12 protein-coding genes are annotated in these 16,527 nt (G+C 36.3%); 7 read left to right on the top strand and 5 right to left on the bottom strand.

All coding sequences use genetic code 11. The features are described 5' to 3' along the window. Positions 1 to 78: 78 nt before the first annotated feature. Positions 79 to 2,565, bottom strand: a complete 2,487-nt coding sequence (locus I5168_RS02835; RefSeq protein ID WP_431472370.1) for a ligase-associated DNA damage response DEXH box helicase — start codon at positions 2,563 to 2,565, stop codon at positions 79 to 81. Positions 2,566 to 2,704: 139 nt separating this feature from the next. On the opposite strand from I5168_RS02835, the gene I5168_RS02830 reads away from it, so the two are divergent. Next, positions 2,705 to 3,007 carry a hypothetical protein gene (locus I5168_RS02830; protein WP_042276335.1) on the top strand — a complete coding sequence of 101 codons (303 nt, stop codon included), beginning with the start codon at positions 2,705 to 2,707 and terminating at the stop codon, positions 3,005 to 3,007. On the opposite strand, the gene I5168_RS02825 is transcribed toward I5168_RS02830, so the two are convergent. Continuing rightward, positions 3,008 to 3,547 carry an alpha-ketoglutarate decarboxylase gene (locus I5168_RS02825; protein WP_105017701.1) on the bottom strand — a complete coding sequence of 180 codons (540 nt, stop codon included), beginning with the start codon at positions 3,545 to 3,547 and terminating at the stop codon, positions 3,008 to 3,010. Positions 3,548 to 3,663: 116 nt separating this feature from the next. Between I5168_RS02825 and I5168_RS02820 the strand changes: the two genes are divergently transcribed. Together I5168_RS02820 and odhB are read left to right on the top strand one after the other, a co-directional pair. Then, positions 3,664 to 6,414, top strand: a complete 2,751-nt coding sequence (locus I5168_RS02820) for a 2-oxoglutarate dehydrogenase E1 component (protein WP_431472369.1) — start codon at positions 3,664 to 3,666, stop codon at positions 6,412 to 6,414. 3 nt (positions 6,415 to 6,417) lie between these two features. Beyond that, complete coding sequence (gene odhB / locus I5168_RS02815; RefSeq protein WP_060523334.1) at positions 6,418 to 7,701, top strand: 2-oxoglutarate dehydrogenase complex dihydrolipoyllysine-residue succinyltransferase; 1,284 nt, start codon at positions 6,418 to 6,420, stop codon at positions 7,699 to 7,701. A 71-nt stretch (positions 7,702 to 7,772) separates the two neighbouring features. Here odhB and fabD read toward each other — a convergent pair whose 3' ends face one another. Beyond that, entirely contained in the window at positions 7,773 to 8,657 is an 885-nt protein-coding gene (gene fabD / locus I5168_RS02810; RefSeq protein ID WP_042276329.1) for an ACP S-malonyltransferase, read from the bottom strand. 87 nt (positions 8,658 to 8,744) lie between these two features. Next, positions 8,745 to 9,668 carry a dihydrofolate reductase gene (locus I5168_RS02805; RefSeq protein ID WP_431472368.1) on the bottom strand — a complete coding sequence of 308 codons (924 nt, stop codon included), beginning with the start codon at positions 9,666 to 9,668 and terminating at the stop codon, positions 8,745 to 8,747. 20 nt (positions 9,669 to 9,688) lie between these two features. On the opposite strand from I5168_RS02805, the gene I5168_RS02800 reads away from it, so the two are divergent. The 4 genes from I5168_RS02800 to I5168_RS02785 all read left to right on the top strand — a co-directional run bounded on the left by I5168_RS02800 (position 9,689) and on the right by I5168_RS02785 (position 15,550). Next, a complete protein-coding gene (locus tag I5168_RS02800; RefSeq protein ID WP_431472367.1) occupies positions 9,689 to 10,771 on the top strand; it encodes an aminotransferase class V-fold PLP-dependent enzyme in 1,083 nt (360 codons plus the stop codon). 19 nt (positions 10,772 to 10,790) lie between these two features. Beyond that, entirely contained in the window at positions 10,791 to 12,887 is a 2,097-nt protein-coding gene (locus I5168_RS02795; RefSeq protein WP_431472366.1) for a T9SS type B sorting domain-containing protein, read from the top strand. A 151-nt stretch (positions 12,888 to 13,038) separates the two neighbouring features. After that, the gene (locus I5168_RS02790; RefSeq protein WP_105017695.1) at positions 13,039 to 13,839 is read left to right on the top strand and encodes a hypothetical protein; all 801 of its coding nucleotides are present in this window, start codon (positions 13,039 to 13,041) and stop codon (positions 13,837 to 13,839) included. 142 nt (positions 13,840 to 13,981) lie between these two features. Then, complete coding sequence (locus I5168_RS02785; RefSeq protein WP_431472365.1) at positions 13,982 to 15,550, top strand: family 16 glycosylhydrolase; 1,569 nt, start codon at positions 13,982 to 13,984, stop codon at positions 15,548 to 15,550. Positions 15,551 to 15,594: 44 nt separating this feature from the next. Here I5168_RS02785 and I5168_RS02780 read toward each other — a convergent pair whose 3' ends face one another. Beyond that, entirely contained in the window at positions 15,595 to 16,524 is a 930-nt protein-coding gene (locus I5168_RS02780; RefSeq protein WP_431472364.1) for an alpha/beta hydrolase, read from the bottom strand. Between the last annotated feature and the right edge of the window lie 3 nt (positions 16,525 to 16,527).

Raw genomic sequence — 16,527 nt, 5'->3', positions numbered from 1 at the left:
AAATCTTGTAAGCATTACTTTTCTCAAGGCGTTTAGACTTGATTTATCACAATACTTATTTACTGGAACATAATACAATTATTCCCATTTCAATTGCATTCGTTTAATGCGGTCAGCTAGTTTTTCACTCGATAATTTAGCTCTCAATCTATCGGTAATTATGGGGAATGAAAAGGGTGTAGGTTTATCACACTGATTCCAGATGATATCTTGCGACTTGATACGTTCTAGGCTTTCGCGCAAGCGGTATTCTTCTATTTGTTGCTCGTAAGTTTCTGTATAAGCTTGTCGCAAGAGAAGATTATCCGGTTCATTGTCTTTGAATACTTCAAATAATAATTGACTGCTGTTTTGTAAATGTTTTGTTTTAATGATTTTGTTGGGATAACCAGTAAAGACCAATCCTGTAATTACTGCGATATCTCTAAACTGTCTTTTAGCTAATTCTGTGGCATTAACACTAGCTATCATGTCTTGGGATAGCATATCGGGTGTAAGTAGATTGTTATCCAATAGGTCTTGCATATTAAAAGGCTGATCACTTAGTAATTCAAAACCGTAATCGTTAAAGGCAAGTGAAAAAGAAATGGGCTGAAGCAAACTTACTCTATAAGCGATCAAACCTGCCATGGCTTCATGAACAAATCTTCCTTCAAACGGATAAAATACCGAATGGTATCCTTCTCTAGTTTTAAAGGTTTCTATTAAAAATTGATCAGGTAGTGGTATGATGCTTTCTTGTTGTTGACGTTTAATAATATCTTTAAGAGCTTGCACCTCTGGTGATTTCTTTTTCCCTGTTTGAAAATTTATCATCTCTTCCCTTAGCAATTCACCTAATTGAGAGCTCAGCGGTAAACGACTACCTTGCCAATTGCTCACTTGTCCTTTCTTTTTATTTGAAATGCGTACTTGTGCTACCATTCCCTTTAGTCGTACAAATTCTAAAGTGCGTCCAGCAAATACAAACACATCACCACGATTAAGTTTACTTATAAAATACTCTTCAATAGTTCCTACATATCCGCCTGTCACGTATTTCACAGTCACATCTTGTCCTGTAACGATGGTTCCTATTTGTAATCGATGTCTCATCGCTATTGCTCTAGAATCGATAAAATACCGACCGGTATCATCTATTTCTACTTTTTTATATTCATCGTAGTTACTTAAACTATTGCTTCCATGAACAATAAAATTGAGACACCATTGCCATTCTTCCTGGCTAATGGATTGAAAGCAAAATGTTTGTTTAATTTCCTTATAAATTTGATCGGGATAAAAACCACCACCTACCGCTAGTGTACATAGATATTGAATGAGCACATCGTAACATAATAGGTAGGGCAGCCTGTCTTCAACGGCTTGATTTGTTACCGCTTTTTGCAGCGCACTTGCTTCAATAAGTTCAAGTGCGTGTGTAGGTAAAAAGTAGATTACACTGGTCTCTCCAGGTCTATGTCCACTACGACCAGCCCTTTGTAAAAATCGCGCAACCCCTTTTGGACCACCTACTTGGATGATTGTTTCTACCGGTGCAAAATCTACTCCTAAATCTAATGATGAGGTACAAACACAAGCCTTTAACGACTCATTGCGTATCGCGTTTTCTACCCATATGCGAGTTTCTTTATTAATAGATCCATGATGCATAGCTACCTCACCAGCAAATTCTGGATGGCTGCTCATCAATGCTTGAAACCATATTTCACATTGCGCTCTTGTGTTTGTAAATATTAAAGTGCTTTTACTGGAGTTTATTATGTGTACAACGTCTTCCAATAAGTGCAAACCTAAGTGGCCTCTCCATGGCATTTTATCCATCTTTTTGGGGATGATGGATTGTACCTTAATGTCCTTTTTAATATTTGCCTTTATTAAAACACAATCTTTAGGGATTACATTGTCATTCAATTGCGTATTATGTTCGTGGGTAGGAACGCCTAATAAGACATCTTGAGCCTGATTTAAATTTCCAATGGTAGCACTAATTCCCCAAATCCTTATTCCTGAACTTATTGTTCTCAAACGGGAAATGGCTAGTTCCATTTGTACACCTCGTTTAGTGCCCAGCAGCTCATGCCATTCATCAATGACTAGAGCTTCACACGTTTTAAAAGTATTATTACAATCTTTACTTGCTAGTAATAAATGTAAACTTTCAGGAGTTGTAATTAATAAATCGGGCATGCTCTTTTTTTGAGCGCTTCTTTCCTTGCTCGATGTATCACCTGTTCTTATTCCCACTTTAAAGGGTAATTCAATAGCATCTACAAAGGATTGTGTGGTTTGTGCAATTTCATTCGACAGAGATCGTAAAGGTGTTATCCAGACAGCTTTTAATCCTTTACTGGGCTTTTTCTTATAATCGGGATTTTGTTTGATGTAATTTAACACAATCGCGATCCAAAGAGCATACGTTTTACCACTACCCGTTGGTGCATTGAGCAAGCCGTGTTTTCCTTTTAAAAAGGCATGCCATGCGTTTTTTTGAAAAGGAAACGGTGTCCATCCTTTGTCTTCAAAAAAAGTTTCGGCAATTTTAAATAGATCTTTATTGGTCATGTATTGAGTATGCTATCCAATTTTACTCTTTTTGTCTGTAAAAAGTTGTTACTATTACCTTAATTTGTTGTTTGAGTGAATTATTAAATGATTCGCTTTCGCGAAAGCGTGAAACAAACCATTTACAAAAAAGTATAAAATGTCTCATCAATTAGAGCTTATTAAAGATAAGCTGCAACGACATCACGTGTTTTCACTTTATCGCAATCAAATCAATAAAGATTTGGAGCGCAGTGGTTATCCAGTTGTGCAGTCTGACACGCCGGACGAATTTCTGGAATCCGTTATCCAATTATTATCAGACGCAATAGAAGATAGCGATCCCAAGTTACAGCAATTGTATTACCTGGCAGATGTGCAGGAACGACACTTGGAACATGGTATAGTAATAGGGTTCTTGTATCGAGAATGGGTGAAAATTCAATTTAGATTGAGGCAATAATTAGAAGAGTAATCTTACAAATGGTTGTAAACCATTGTTGTAGATGCTTTTATCATCATTGTAAAGAATGTCATACCTAAATCCAATAACAAAATTCCCTTGTCGATAACCAGCACCTAGAAATAGTGCAGGTACCCAGTACTCTCTATCCAAAGCACTGTTTTCAAAATTTTGATTCACGTAGAAATATTCAAAATCCGCGCTTACCTGTAAATAATCAATAGGATTTGCAATACCAATTATACTAGCTCCATAAATATTTGACGAGAAATCTTGAAAACTAGCATTATTAACATCTCTTTCAGAATAGCTGTAATTTAAGCCTAAACCAACCCCAAAATTGGGTTTAAGTTGATAAATAGCTTGTGGAGCAATAATGATTGAGGTGAAATTGTTATTGAATCCAGCTCCAATATTTCCTCCAAATCTTACTTTATTCCAAAAATCTGACTCTGTGGTAGTAGACTGACTGAAAGATTTACAAATTACCAAGGTAAAAATTATGAAAAATGCAATAATGTTAGAATGTCTGTTTTTCATTATTCTGAGTTTTAGGAATTTCAATCGTTATAAATATACAAAAGTCGATGTCAAGCGAGCACTTTTCTTTACTTTTGCTATCATATTTGAAAAAAAGGAAATTTCCTTACAATTTTATGGATAAGTATTCATTTCTGAACGCAGCACACACTGCTTACTTTGCTCAGCTTTACGACGAATATTTGATCAATCCAGATCGCATTGAACCTTCATGGAGAGCTTTCTTCCAAGGCTTTGATTTCGGTATGGAAAGTGCTCATGAAGGTGACTTAGTAGTAGAACATCAGGGAAGCAGCGTTACAGTTCCCGATAATGTTAAAAAAGAATTTCAAGTTGTTAAACTTATAGATGCCTATCGTTCTAGAGGACATTTGTTTACAAGAACAAATCCGGTAAGAGAGCGACGTAACTATGAGCCTAAATTAGATATCCAGAACTTTGGATTGTCTAATGAAGATTTGGGCAAAGAGTTTGATTCTGGAGAACTTATAGGTATAGGTAAAGCTACACTTCAAAATATCATAGATCATCTTAAGATGGTTTACTGTGAAAGTATAGGTGTGGAGTACATGTATATAAGAAAACCAGATGAGGTAAAGTGGATACAAAACTGGTTACACCAAAATAATAATCACGCAAAATTTAATGAAAATCAGAAAAAACAAATTCTGAAAAAATTAAACGAAGCAGTATCTTTTGAATCTTTCTTACATACAAAATATGTAGGTCAAAAAAGATTCTCATTAGAAGGTAACGAGTCCTTAATTCCTGGTCTTGATGCATTAATTGAAAACGCTGCCGATAAAGGCGTTAATCAATTTGTACTAGGAATGGCACACCGTGGACGTCTTAATGTTCTTACCAATATATTCGGTAAGCCAGTAACTGATATCTTTTCAGAATTTGATGGAAAGGATTATGAACAAGACATCTTTGATGGTGATGTTAAATACCACTTAGGTTACACAAGCAAGCGCAAGACTGATAATGGAAATGATATTAACATCAATATTGTTCCTAATCCATCACACCTTGAAACTGTAGGAGCGGTCGTAGAAGGTATAGCAAGAGCTAAACAGGACATGCACACACCTAATGATATGAGTAAGACCTTACCTATCGTATTACATGGTGATGCTGCTGTCGCTGGACAAGGTATTGTTTATGAAGTGGTGCAAATGGCGCAGCTAGAAGCTTATAAAACAGGAGGAACCATTCATGTAGTAGTTAATAATCAGGTAGGTTTTACAACTAATTACCTAGATGCTAGATCAAGTACATATTGTACTGATATAGCAAAAGTTACTTTATCACCAGTTCTTCATGTAAATGCCGATGATGCCGAAGCTGTAGTCCATGCGATGAATTTTGCGCTAGATTACAGAATGGAGTTTGGGCGTGATGTTTTTATTGACCTATTAGGTTATAGAAAATACGGTCACAATGAAGGTGATGAACCTATGTTCACTCAACCCCAATTATATAAAGCAATTAAAAAGCATAAGAATTCTAGAGATATTTATGCTGATAAATTGCTTAAAGAAGGACTGATCAATAAGGATCACGTAAAGAATCTTGAGAAATCCTACAAAGAAGGATTAGAAGAAGAACTAGAGAGTTCGCGAAAAAAAGAAAATACCATCATCACACCTTTTATGCAAGATGAGTGGGAAGGATACCACACAGCAACTGAAGATAAAATGATGGAAAAAGTGACTACTGGAGTAAAAAGAGAGGTACTTGAAAAAATCACCAACACAATCTCCCAACTTCCAGAGGATCGTAATTTCATACGTAAAATCAAGAAAATTGTTGAGGTTAGACAAACCATGTTTGATAAGGATGAGCTAGACTGGGCAATGGGAGAGCACCTAGCCTATGGTAGCTTAATGCTTGAAGGATATAACATACGTATGAGTGGTCAGGATGTAGAACGCGGTACATTCTCACACCGTCATGCAGTTGTAAAGTCAGAAAATCAAGAGCAAGAATTTATCCTTCATAACAATCTAGACGCAACTGGTAAATTTGAGATTTACAATTCACATCTTTCAGAATATGGTGTTGTAGGATTTGAGTATGGATATGCACTAGCAAGACCAAAAACATTGACTATTTGGGAAGCCCAGTTTGGAGATTTCTCAAATGGTGCACAGATTATGATTGACCAGTATATCAGTGCTGGAGAAGATAAGTGGAAAAACCAAAACGGGCTGGTAATGCTTTTACCACATGGTTATGAAGGTCAAGGAGCTGAACACTCTAGTGCTCGTCCAGAACGTTACCTGCAACTATGTGCTAGAGATAATATGTTTGTTGCAAATTGTACAACTCCGGCAAACATGTTCCACCTATTGCGTCGTCAAATGGTTGTGGATTATCGTAAACCACTTATCGTGTTCACTCCAAAATCATTGCTTAGATTACCGGCAGCGGTAAGTAAAGTAGAAGAGTTTGAGAATGGACATTTCCAAGAAATTATCGATAGTGATGCTGGTGATTCCGCTTTCGCGAAAGCAAAAACACTAGTGTTTACATCAGGTAAATTCTACTACGATTTATTAGAGTATAGAAAAGAGAATAATCGTAACGATGTTGCAATCGTACGTATTGAACAACTATTCCCTTTACCAGTAAATCAAATTCAAGAAATTATAAAAAATTACGGTAGCGAGGACATCGTTTGGGCTCAAGAAGAGCCTCGTAACATGGGAGCATATGCTCACTTACTACTGCACATGCCAGAAACAAGAAACTGGCGAGTATGTTCAAGAAATATGTATGCCGCACCAGCAACGGGTAGTGCAACTCGTTCAAAATTGCGTCATAGTAAAGTAATAGAAGACGTTTTTAATAACAATAAGTAAATTATGGCTCTAGAAATGAAAGTGCCTTCACCAGGCGAGTCGATTACAGAAGTAGAAATCGCAGAATGGCTCGTTGCCGATGGCGACTGGGTAGAAAAAGACCAGGCAATTGCCGAGGTAGATAGCGATAAAGCAACCTTAGAATTACCAGCAGAAGCTAGTGGTATTATAACCCTAAAAGCAGAAGAAGGTGATGCTGTTGCAGTAGGTGAAGTAGTCTGTTTAATTGATACTGAAGCTCCAAATCCAAATGGAGGTTCTCAAGATGTAAATAACGAGAGCTCAACCTATGAAGGTGGTGATGAAGGTGGTGGACAAGCAGCTGAAAAAGAGCAGGCAAAAAGTGCACCCGATTCAAAATCTACTAGTCATGATAAAGCACCACAACCTACACAGGCTAAAGAGTCTTATGCTACAGGTACAGCTAGTCCAGCAGCTAAGAAAATTTTAGATGAAAAAGGTATTGATGCTGGTAGCGTTAAAGGTACTGGTCGCGATGGTCGTATAACAAAAGAAGATGCGGTAAGCGCAACACCTTCTATGGGAACACCTGGAGCTGGTTCTAGAGGAGTTTCTCGATCTAAATTATCCATGCTGCGTCGTAAAGTAGCAGAACGTTTAGTAAGTGCAAAAAATGAAACAGCGATGTTGACCACCTTTAACGAGGCAAACATGCAACCTATTTTTGACTTACGTAAAGAATATAAAGAAGACTTTAAAGCAAAACACGGAGTTTCTCTAGGCTTTATGTCCTTCTTTACCAAGGCAGTAGTACGTGCCCTAGATTTATATCCTGCTGTGAACAGTATGATTGATGGTAAAGAAATGATTACTTATGATTATAAAGATATTTCTATTGCTGTATCAGGTCCTAAAGGGTTAATGGTGCCAGTAATACGAAATGCAGAGAATCTAAGTTTTAGAGGAGTAGAGGCAGAAGTAAAACGTCTAGCATTGCGTGCTCGTGATGGACAAATCACAGTTGATGAGATGACAGGTGGAACCTTTACTATTTCAAATGGTGGAGTTTTCGGTAGTATGATGAGTACTCCTATTATTAATCCACCTCAAAGTGGTATTTTGGGAATGCACAATATTATTGAGCGACCAATTGCAGAAAACGGGCAAGTTGTAATACGTCCTATGATGTACCTTGCTTTATCTTACGATCATAGAATTATCGATGGTAAGGAATCTGTAGGCTTCTTAGTAGCTATTAAAGAAGCACTAGAAGATCCTATCAATTTATTGATGGATGGCGATGTGAAGAAAGCGCTTGAAATGTAAGACATTTTAAAAGGAATAAATAAACCCTATTCTTAATTGAATAGGGTTTTTTGTTTTTATTCTAGTATGAATTATTCTATAGTTGCACTGCTTGTGGTAACTTCTCTATCGATCTTTTTAATCATTCCCTGTAGCGCGCGACCAGGCCCTACTTCAATAAACTCATTAGCACCATCCTTGATCATTTCTTGAATGGATTGAGTCCATTTTACAGGTGCCGTAAGCTGATAAATAAGGTTTGTTTTTATGTCGTCGGTATTGTTTAGAGCAAACGTGGTTACGTTCTGGTAAATAGGACAAATTGGTTTTGAGAATTCTGTAGCTTCAATAGCTGCGGCTAGTTCTTCTCTTGCAGGTTCCATTAACGGAGAGTGAAAAGCACCACCTACTGGAAGTATTAAAGCACGTTTTGCTCCTGCCGCCTTTAATCTTTCACAAGCTTCCTCAACAGCAGGTACTGCTCCAGAAATTACTAATTGTCCGGGACAATTATAGTTGGCAGCAACAACGGTTCCTTTTACTTCTTTACAAACCTGTTCTACAACATCATCTGTCAAGCCTAAAATTGCGGCCATAGTACTAGACTGTATTTCACATGCGGCTTGCATCGCTAGTGCACGTTTAGAAACTAGATTAAGTCCGTCCTCAAATTTTAAACAATTTGTAGCAGTAAGTGCACTTAATTCTCCTAAAGAATGTCCAGCTACCATATCCGGTTTAAAGGCATCGCCCATCGTTTTTGCTAGAATTACAGAATGTAAAAAAACGGCAGGTTGTGTAACCTTAGTTTGCTTAAGTTCTTCTGCTGTTCCTTCAAACATGATTTTGGCAATGTCAAATCCTAGTTGCTCGTTTGCTTGTTCAAATAAAGCCCTTGCAGAGGCGTGATTATCATATAAGTCTTTTCCCATTCCTGTGAACTGGGCTCCTTGTCCAGGAAAAACGTATGCTTTCATATTAGTAATTTTTCAGGTTGTAAAAGTAGGCTTTTGTAGGTTTACTTGCTATAACTAGTTTGCAGGTGTCCTTTATCTTGATTGTTGTTATTTACGCTTCCAAGTTTCAAAATCAAAAGCATAGTCATGCTTATCATCCTTAGGATGATGTACTTTATTTATAAGACTCCACTCGTTGGTATCAATTTCTGGAAAAAAAGCATCAGCAGTGAAAGAGCCATGAACTCTAGTAAGTTCAATGTGAGTGGCGTAAGGTAGAGCTAATTGATAAATTTCTCCACCACCTATTATAAACGGTTTTTCATCTTCACTTGCTGCTGCAAGGGCAGTTTCCATGTCGTGGACTACGATGGCTTGTGCGGTTTTGTAATTTTTATCACGTGTGAGTACGATATGAGTGCGATTAGGTAAAGGTTTAGGGAAGGACTCAAAAGTTTTTCTTCCCATAATAATATGATGACCAGTTGTAATAGCTTTGAAACGTTTAAAGTCGTCTGGCAAATGCCATACTAAATCACCATCTTTCCCCAATTCATTATTGCTGCCTGCAGCTGCAATCATGGTCAAAGTTTTATTGTTTGAAGATTGAGATATGATTTTTGTTTTAGGTAAAGGCTTTTCACTATTAATTTTAGATTCAAGCTGTGCGATGCGTTCTTGTTGTTTTTGAACCAATCGGTTGTACTGTTTTTTCTCCCATTCTGGACCCAGCAGTCTATTTGTGATGAATACTTTAAATGCGTGATAAATCAATAATAACAACCAAACAAACAGTACCCATATCCACCATTCCACACCTAGAAATTTTTTAGGTTCACTTTGCATAAGAACTTGTGAGATGATTATTAAACCAATAGCTCCTACAAGGAAAACAACAAAATGAGTGAATAGACCACGTTTTTCCTTAATGCGTCGTTGGGCATTTTCTATAAGTTCCTTTTGTAGAGGATCGATTTCTGGTACGTGTTTCTTTTTAAAACCGAACATGATTAGTTGTATTTTTATACTCAAATGTACAGTATAAAGACTTTATGGACTCATCCCTTATCAAGAATTTAAGAGCAGCTTACCCCATTCTTAATAGGTACACTTATTTAAATGTGGCTAATCACGGGTTGCTTTCTCAAGCGGTCATTAATGAACGCATTCACATACTAAATCAATTAAGAGATGAAGGATCAAAGTTTACTAACCTTTCCAGTAATTTGATTGATACCTGCAGGAAACGTCTATCGCAATTTCTTGATTCACATATTGATTACACAGCTTTTGTCCCTAATTTTTCACAAGCTTTTATTCACGTTTTGCATACTCTGGATAAGGAATCTAAATTTTTATTAATTGAAAATGATTACCCATCACTTAACGACGCTGTAAGGCAACGAGGTTTTATTACTCAATATGTTACTATAGACAATGAAATTGAGCAGAAAATCCTAGAAGCTTTTAGAAAGGAAGCTCCTGATTTTTTCTGCTTTAGTATGGTTCAATATATTTCTGGCATTCAATTAAACAATGAATTCATAAAACAACTTAAACTCGAATTTCCCGATACGGTTTTTATTGCAGATTTAACTCAATACGTGGGATGTGAGGAGTTCCGCTTTCGCGAAAGCGGAATAGATATAATCATCGCAAGTTGTTACAAATGGCTACACGCAGGTGATGGAATAGGATTTATTTCAATTCAACCAGATTCATATTCAAAGGTATCTAGTCATTTAAATCAACTTATAAATACTCGTCAGGATAATCGCAGTTTAATGATACAGCAGTTTGAGCCAGGACATGTTGATTTGCTAGCTATATCTTCATTGAATCTAGCTTTAAAAGAAGTAGAAAAAATAGGAATTCAAAATATTGATTTAAGGCATAAAACATTGTCCAAGAATGTATTTCAAGAATTTAAGCAGCGTAAGTTGTTAGATCCATCTGTCATGCACAGAGAATCCCATTCAGGTATATTTAACATTAATGGTGATGAACACTTGTATCAAAAGTTGCTTGATTCAAATATTATTACCTCGTTACGAGGTCCCGGTATAAGAGTGAGTTTTTGTTATTTGAATACTCTCGAGGAATTGCATCATTTATTACACGTACTGGTTAAATAATTAAACCTATTTTTACTAAATGAAGCGTTTTAAATTTTTACAGTTTTTTATTTGTTTAGTGATTGGTTTTTCCTCGGTTGCTCAAAATCCCAATGATTGTACCAATGCCATTTTACTTTGTGGTAATACAGATTTAGGATTAACACCATCAGGAGCTGGGACCAATGATTTTGCAAGCCCCAACAATCAAGTGCCTTTTTGTTATGATTTTCCGGTAGATCAGGCCTGGTTTAGGGTGGAAATTGAAAATACGGGAAGCTTTAGATTTGATTTGGTGCCCGATGTTGCATATGCTGATTATGATTTCGCTGTCTTTGGACCTGTGACAGATTGTAATAATTTGGGAGCTGCAATTAGATGTAGCAGTACAAACCCACAACGTGCTGGTGTTTCAAGTAACACAGGATTAAATGATACAGAGACTGATGTAACAGAAGGTCCTGGTGCAAATGGGAATGGATATTTAAGAGAGATTGATGCTACAGCTGGTGAAGTATATTATATTATTGTAGGACTTGCAGTAGGTACAGGAGGATTTCAACTTAATCCTGGAGGAACGGCAACCTTGCCGCCAGGTCCTATAGCACATCCTGTACAAGATCAAGAGTATTGTGATAACCTAGGGCCACAAGACGGAATTAGAGAGTTTGATTTTACCCAGTTTGACGCTACTATTATAAATGGTCAATCCAACGTAATAGTAACTTACCACGAAAGCTTGAATGATGCTAATATAGGTACTGGTGCATTATCATTTCCTTATACAAATTCAACAAGTACTTTTTCAGTATTTGCTAGAATTGAACGTACTGACTCAAATTGTACTGACTTTACAGAGTTTGAAATTGTGGTTGATGAAAATGGCATACCTAATGATCTTGATGAAGTAGTTGTATGCTCAGTTAATAATACAGAGTCTTATGATCTTGCGGCAAATGTAGATTTATTTGTAGCAAATGCGAGTTCGTACAACATTACCTATCATGATACTGAACAAGATGCTTTTAACGACACCAATCCTATAAATCCAAATGTTACAGCTACTACCACACAAACTTTTTATTTTTTAAAGGTTACCGATCCAGCAGGTATTATTTGTGATTCTGTGGTTCGAGTTCCTTTGAGACTGTATAATCCTCCAGTTGTGCAAAATCCTAATAATTATCTTGTTTGTGATATAGAAAATGATGGGTTAGAGCAAATTATTTTAAGTGATTTAACGTCTGAGATACTTGGTGCTTTAGACCCAAATTTATTTGAAGTAAGGCATTATCTAACTAATAATGATCGCTCAGTACCTACCAATAACTTATCGGGTACACCGCAAATTTCACAACCTGTTACTAGTATTTTTTCTCGTGTTACTGATGTAAATTCAGGATGCTTTACTGATTTAGATTTTAATGTTGTATTGAATAGAACGCCTGACTTAAGGATGCAGGACCCAATAATTATATGCGAAGAGAATACACAGCCTATTACTATAGGTGTGGAATTTGGATTTGAATTCTATGAATGGAGTACAGGTGAAAGTGGACAAGACACCAACACAATTGATGTACTCTCACCGGGATCTTATACGGTAACTGTTACAAACAATGAGGGATGTACCTCTCAGCTGACTATCGAGGCTCTACCATCTTCAAAAGCTACTATTGATGAAATCATCACTCAGGATTTTAGAAATGGCGATAATACAGCTACAATACTGGTAAGCGGTTCTGGAGACTACGAATTTTCAGTAGATGACGGTGCCTATCAAAGTTCTAATTTCTTTGATGGGTTGTACAAAGGCTATCATGATCTAAGGGTGAGAGATAGAAACGGATGTGGTGTAATTTTTGCCACTTTTGTAACATTGGATTATCAACGTTTTTTTACTCCAAATCAAGATGGCTTTAATGATTACTGGACATTTGACGGACTTAAAGAATATCCAGGAGCTCAACTTTTTATTTATGATCGTCATGGTAAGTTACTTAAGCAGCTATCGCCAGATACAGTAGGTTGGGATGGTACGTATAATGGTAACCCTTTACCTTCATCCACTTATTGGTTTACACTAGAGATTGAAAATAGACCAAAGGTTTCAGGAAATTTTGCTCTGGTTAGATAAAAATCGATGAATCGCATTTATTTTAATTGAATTCACCGATTAAAACGGTGTTAAATTCGATTAAAAACAATGGTTAACAATTGATAATTATTTTTTTTGTCCTTTCGTCTATAGAAACTTTATTTGCGTTGATTTTAAAAGAAAACGTATTATGAAGTCCCTAAAAATTCTATTTTTTCTAGTTCCTTTTGTTGTTTTTTCTCAAGTTGGTCTTAATACTAGTTCACCAGAAGGAGTGCTCGATATAGTTTCTTCCAATACGGGTGTTTTATTACCTAGAATAGCGCTTTCATCCAATACGGATAACACTACTATAATAAATCCTAATGGAGGTCCTATCGCCGATGGTACTATTGTTTACAACACCGGAACAGGCGGTTTAACACCTGCAGGAATCTTCATTTTTGAAAGCGGTAGTTGGGCGCTTATGACTACAGATAGAGAAAAACAAATTCACTTTGGAACAATAACTATAACAAGCAGTGGATCAGTATCTGTTACAGGTGTAGGGTTTGAGCCATCTAGTGTTGAATTTGTTGCGATAAATAGGGTGCAAACAGCTAACGAAGGAGCGTCTCGATCTAGCCAAAATAATAGCAATGATATTAGAATGGCTGGTGGAATGACAACTGGTTTTGCCCAAAATAATGGTGGTACCATAGATCAATATGCAATGGCAACTGGTTTGAGTGGCTCCAGTATAAATAACATTGGAACTTATTCTTCTACTAACCATTGTTTTGCCGCATTATTTGTAAATAATAATGGAGAGCCTATTCACGATAATGGATCAGCTACTGGCGGTACAGATGCTCAAGAAGGCTTGATAAGAGCCTCAATGACTTCTTTTGATACCGATGGATTTACGATTAATGTAGATAGATTCCTTGCGGGATCTAGCACTAATAGTAGAGAGAATCAGATCGTGGTAATGTATAAAGCTTATAGATAGACTTATATAAATCTATGATTTGAGTTGAAGCATGTTTATTTGAAGAAAAAAAGTAAGGAAAAGTAAATAGTAGCACCTCTGTATAGTTTTTGTAGAGGTGGTAAATAGGTGTCGTGTATGCTGGTTCAGTTACATTTGATACATGAAAATTTATAGTCTTTTCTTCTTTATTATAGGATTTTGTTGGTCCAATAGCCAGCAATTACCGTTAGATTTTGAAAACAATTCTTTTCCTTTTTCTTCGTTTTCGGGATCAGGATTTTCCTTTAGAGGTGATCCTTCACAAGCAGGTAACCAAGTGGGTGAATTTTTCAATAATGGTGCTGCTGCTTATCAAGGGTTTTTTATTGATTTAGGAACTCCTGTAGATTTAGATAACGATTCAAATCTATCTCTTAGGTTTTTTGCCTTTGATCCAAATAGTCACAATATTATAGTAAAACTTGAGAATGGTATAAATACTGATATTGAAGTCAGTACAACTGTAGTTAATTCTCAAAATTCTTGGACAACACTCAATTTTGACTTTTCAAATGCTACAGAAACTGCTACAGGAAATACAGTTACTGGAACGGGTACTTACAGTCGGATAACCTTATTTATCGATGGTGGTTCCTTAACACCTGGAACCTACCTCATAGACGATATCGATAACAATGCTGTCGTATCTCCACCACCTAATCCTATTGATGTAGTCTATACAGATCTTGTATGGTCAGATGAATTTAATACACCTGGTTTCAACAATCCTGTTGATCCAACAAAGTGGTTTCATCAAACACAAATGATTACTCCAACAGGATGGGCAAACGGCGAGATTCAGCACTATACAAATCGATTAGATAATTCTTATGTAGAAAATGGAATGCTGCATATAGTTGCAAAAAGAGAAAATTTTACTGATCAAGGTGAGACGAAACAATATACTAGTGCTAGATTGAATTCTAAGTTTGCGTTTACTCATGGTAGAGTAGACGTAAGGGCTAAACTACCAATGGGTGATGGTACGTGGCCAGCTATTTGGATGTTAGGTAAAAATATAAATGAAGATGGTGGTTATTGGGACAGCCAGTTCGGTACAACCAATTGGCCTTTGTGTGGGGAAATCGATATTATGGAACATGGATTAGGGCCCGTAAATCAGGTTTCTGCGGCCTTACATACAAATTGTTCAGGATGTTTTGGAGCAACCATGAATTATCAGCCGTTTATGTTATCAGATGTTGCAAATACGTTTCATATATATTCGGTAAACTGGTCGCCACAACAAATAACGTTTCTGATAGATGATGTACCTTTTTATACCTACAGCCCTACTATACGTAATGTCGATACTTGGCCATTTGATGCAGATCAATATTTATTATTGAATGTAGCCATGGGTGGTATTGCTGGAACGGTAGATCCTAATTTTGTGCAGAGTGATATGCAAATCGACTATGTACGTATTTATCAAAATGTGCTATCACTAGATGATGAATCTAGTTATACCTTAAAATTATATCCAAACCCTGCAAAAGAAAGGATTATCATAACATCTTCAAAAACCATAGATGAGTTATATATTTTTGATATGATGGGAAAACAGGTTTATTTCAATCAAAATAATATAGGAACTATTGATGTCTCTCAATTTAGTAATGGAACTTATTTATTTAAGGCTAAAATAGATGATATTGTTATAACTGATAAAGTTATAATCCATCACTAATAAACAGGTGTGTCAAAAAAATCACGTTCTCTTTAATTAGGTAACTATTGAAAAAGAAATTCTAAAGGGATAATAACTCTATCTCTCCAGGCATTTTCGCTGTGATTCTCTCCAGGGAAGTATCCCGTTCTCCAATTTTTAGCGGTGTAACCTTTCTCTTTAATAATGAAATCAACCTCTTTTTGAATCTCTGGATATAGGGCATCCAAAGTTTCATCACCACAGTCAAAATATAATTTGTGTGTAGCTGGATCTGGAAGATTGTTCTTTAAGTATTGTTTGAAGGCGTTTGGAATAGGATTGTTTTCCAAAGTAAACGTTCCAGGCCAGTGAGTTGAAAGACATGCAGCACCTCCAAAAACTTGTGGATATTCACATAGAGCATATATAGAAATCAAGCCACCCATACTGCTGCCTGCAATATAAGTGTTGTCTTTATCTGTATAGGTGTTGAACATCTCATCAATGTGAGGTTTTAACTCACGCACTATGAATTTCAAATAATTATCCGAAGTTGGAGTAAAGCTAGATTCAAGAGGAACATGCGACTGTTTTAATTGTTCGCTTACAATATTTCTTTCATCTTTCGTGAGCATTTCAAAAGGTTTTTGTGGGAAATAATCACTATGTCTAGTTTCACCACCATTCCAAATACCTACAATAATAAATTCCTTTGAACATGCATCTCTCTTATAGAGTTGATGTGCAGCCTCATCCATTTCCCATGACTGTTTATTCCACGAATCTTTAGCATCGTATAGCATTTGACCATCGTGCATGTATAAAACTGAATACCTTTTATTTTTAGAATAATCATCTGGTAACCATATATCAATATTCCTAGCTGTAACGTAATTTGATTTAAAATCAGGAATTCGTTGAATACTACCTTGGGATACCTCTGGCAAATCCTCTTGAGAATGAGTACACGATAAACTCATTAAAGTAATTATTAAGATAAAAGCTGTTTTCATCGA

Source organism: Nonlabens sp. SCSIO 43208 (genome assembly GCF_050703575.1).
Taxonomy (GTDB): Bacteria; Bacteroidota; Bacteroidia; order Flavobacteriales; family Flavobacteriaceae; genus Nonlabens; species Nonlabens tegetincola.
The sequence above is the reverse complement of the archived record's forward strand: the minus strand, read 5'-3'. Positions and strand labels throughout refer to the sequence as shown.

Excerpts from the sequence above, each read along its gene's own strand:
- I5168_RS02800 (WP_431472367.1), top strand. The coding sequence starts at position 9,689 with ATGGACTCATCCCTTATCAAGAATTTAAGAGCAGCTTACCCCATTCTT.
- fabD (WP_042276329.1), bottom strand. The coding sequence starts at position 8,657 with ATGAAAGCATACGTTTTTCCTGGACAAGGAGCCCAGTTCACAGGAATG.
- I5168_RS02830 (WP_042276335.1), top strand. The coding sequence starts at position 2,705 with ATGTCTCATCAATTAGAGCTTATTAAAGATAAGCTGCAACGACATCAC.
- I5168_RS02785 (WP_431472365.1), top strand. The coding sequence starts at position 13,982 with ATGAAAATTTATAGTCTTTTCTTCTTTATTATAGGATTTTGTTGGTCC.
- I5168_RS02795 (WP_431472366.1), top strand. The coding sequence starts at position 10,791 with ATGAAGCGTTTTAAATTTTTACAGTTTTTTATTTGTTTAGTGATTGGT.
- I5168_RS02825 (WP_105017701.1), bottom strand. The coding sequence starts at position 3,547 with ATGAAAAACAGACATTCTAACATTATTGCATTTTTCATAATTTTTACC.
- I5168_RS02835 (WP_431472370.1), bottom strand. The coding sequence starts at position 2,565 with ATGACCAATAAAGATCTATTTAAAATTGCCGAAACTTTTTTTGAAGAC.
- I5168_RS02820 (WP_431472369.1), top strand. The coding sequence starts at position 3,664 with ATGGATAAGTATTCATTTCTGAACGCAGCACACACTGCTTACTTTGCT.
- I5168_RS02790 (WP_105017695.1), top strand. The coding sequence starts at position 13,039 with ATGAAGTCCCTAAAAATTCTATTTTTTCTAGTTCCTTTTGTTGTTTTT.
- I5168_RS02780 (WP_431472364.1), bottom strand. The coding sequence starts at position 16,524 with ATGAAAACAGCTTTTATCTTAATAATTACTTTAATGAGTTTATCGTGT.
- odhB (WP_060523334.1), top strand. The coding sequence starts at position 6,418 with ATGGCTCTAGAAATGAAAGTGCCTTCACCAGGCGAGTCGATTACAGAA.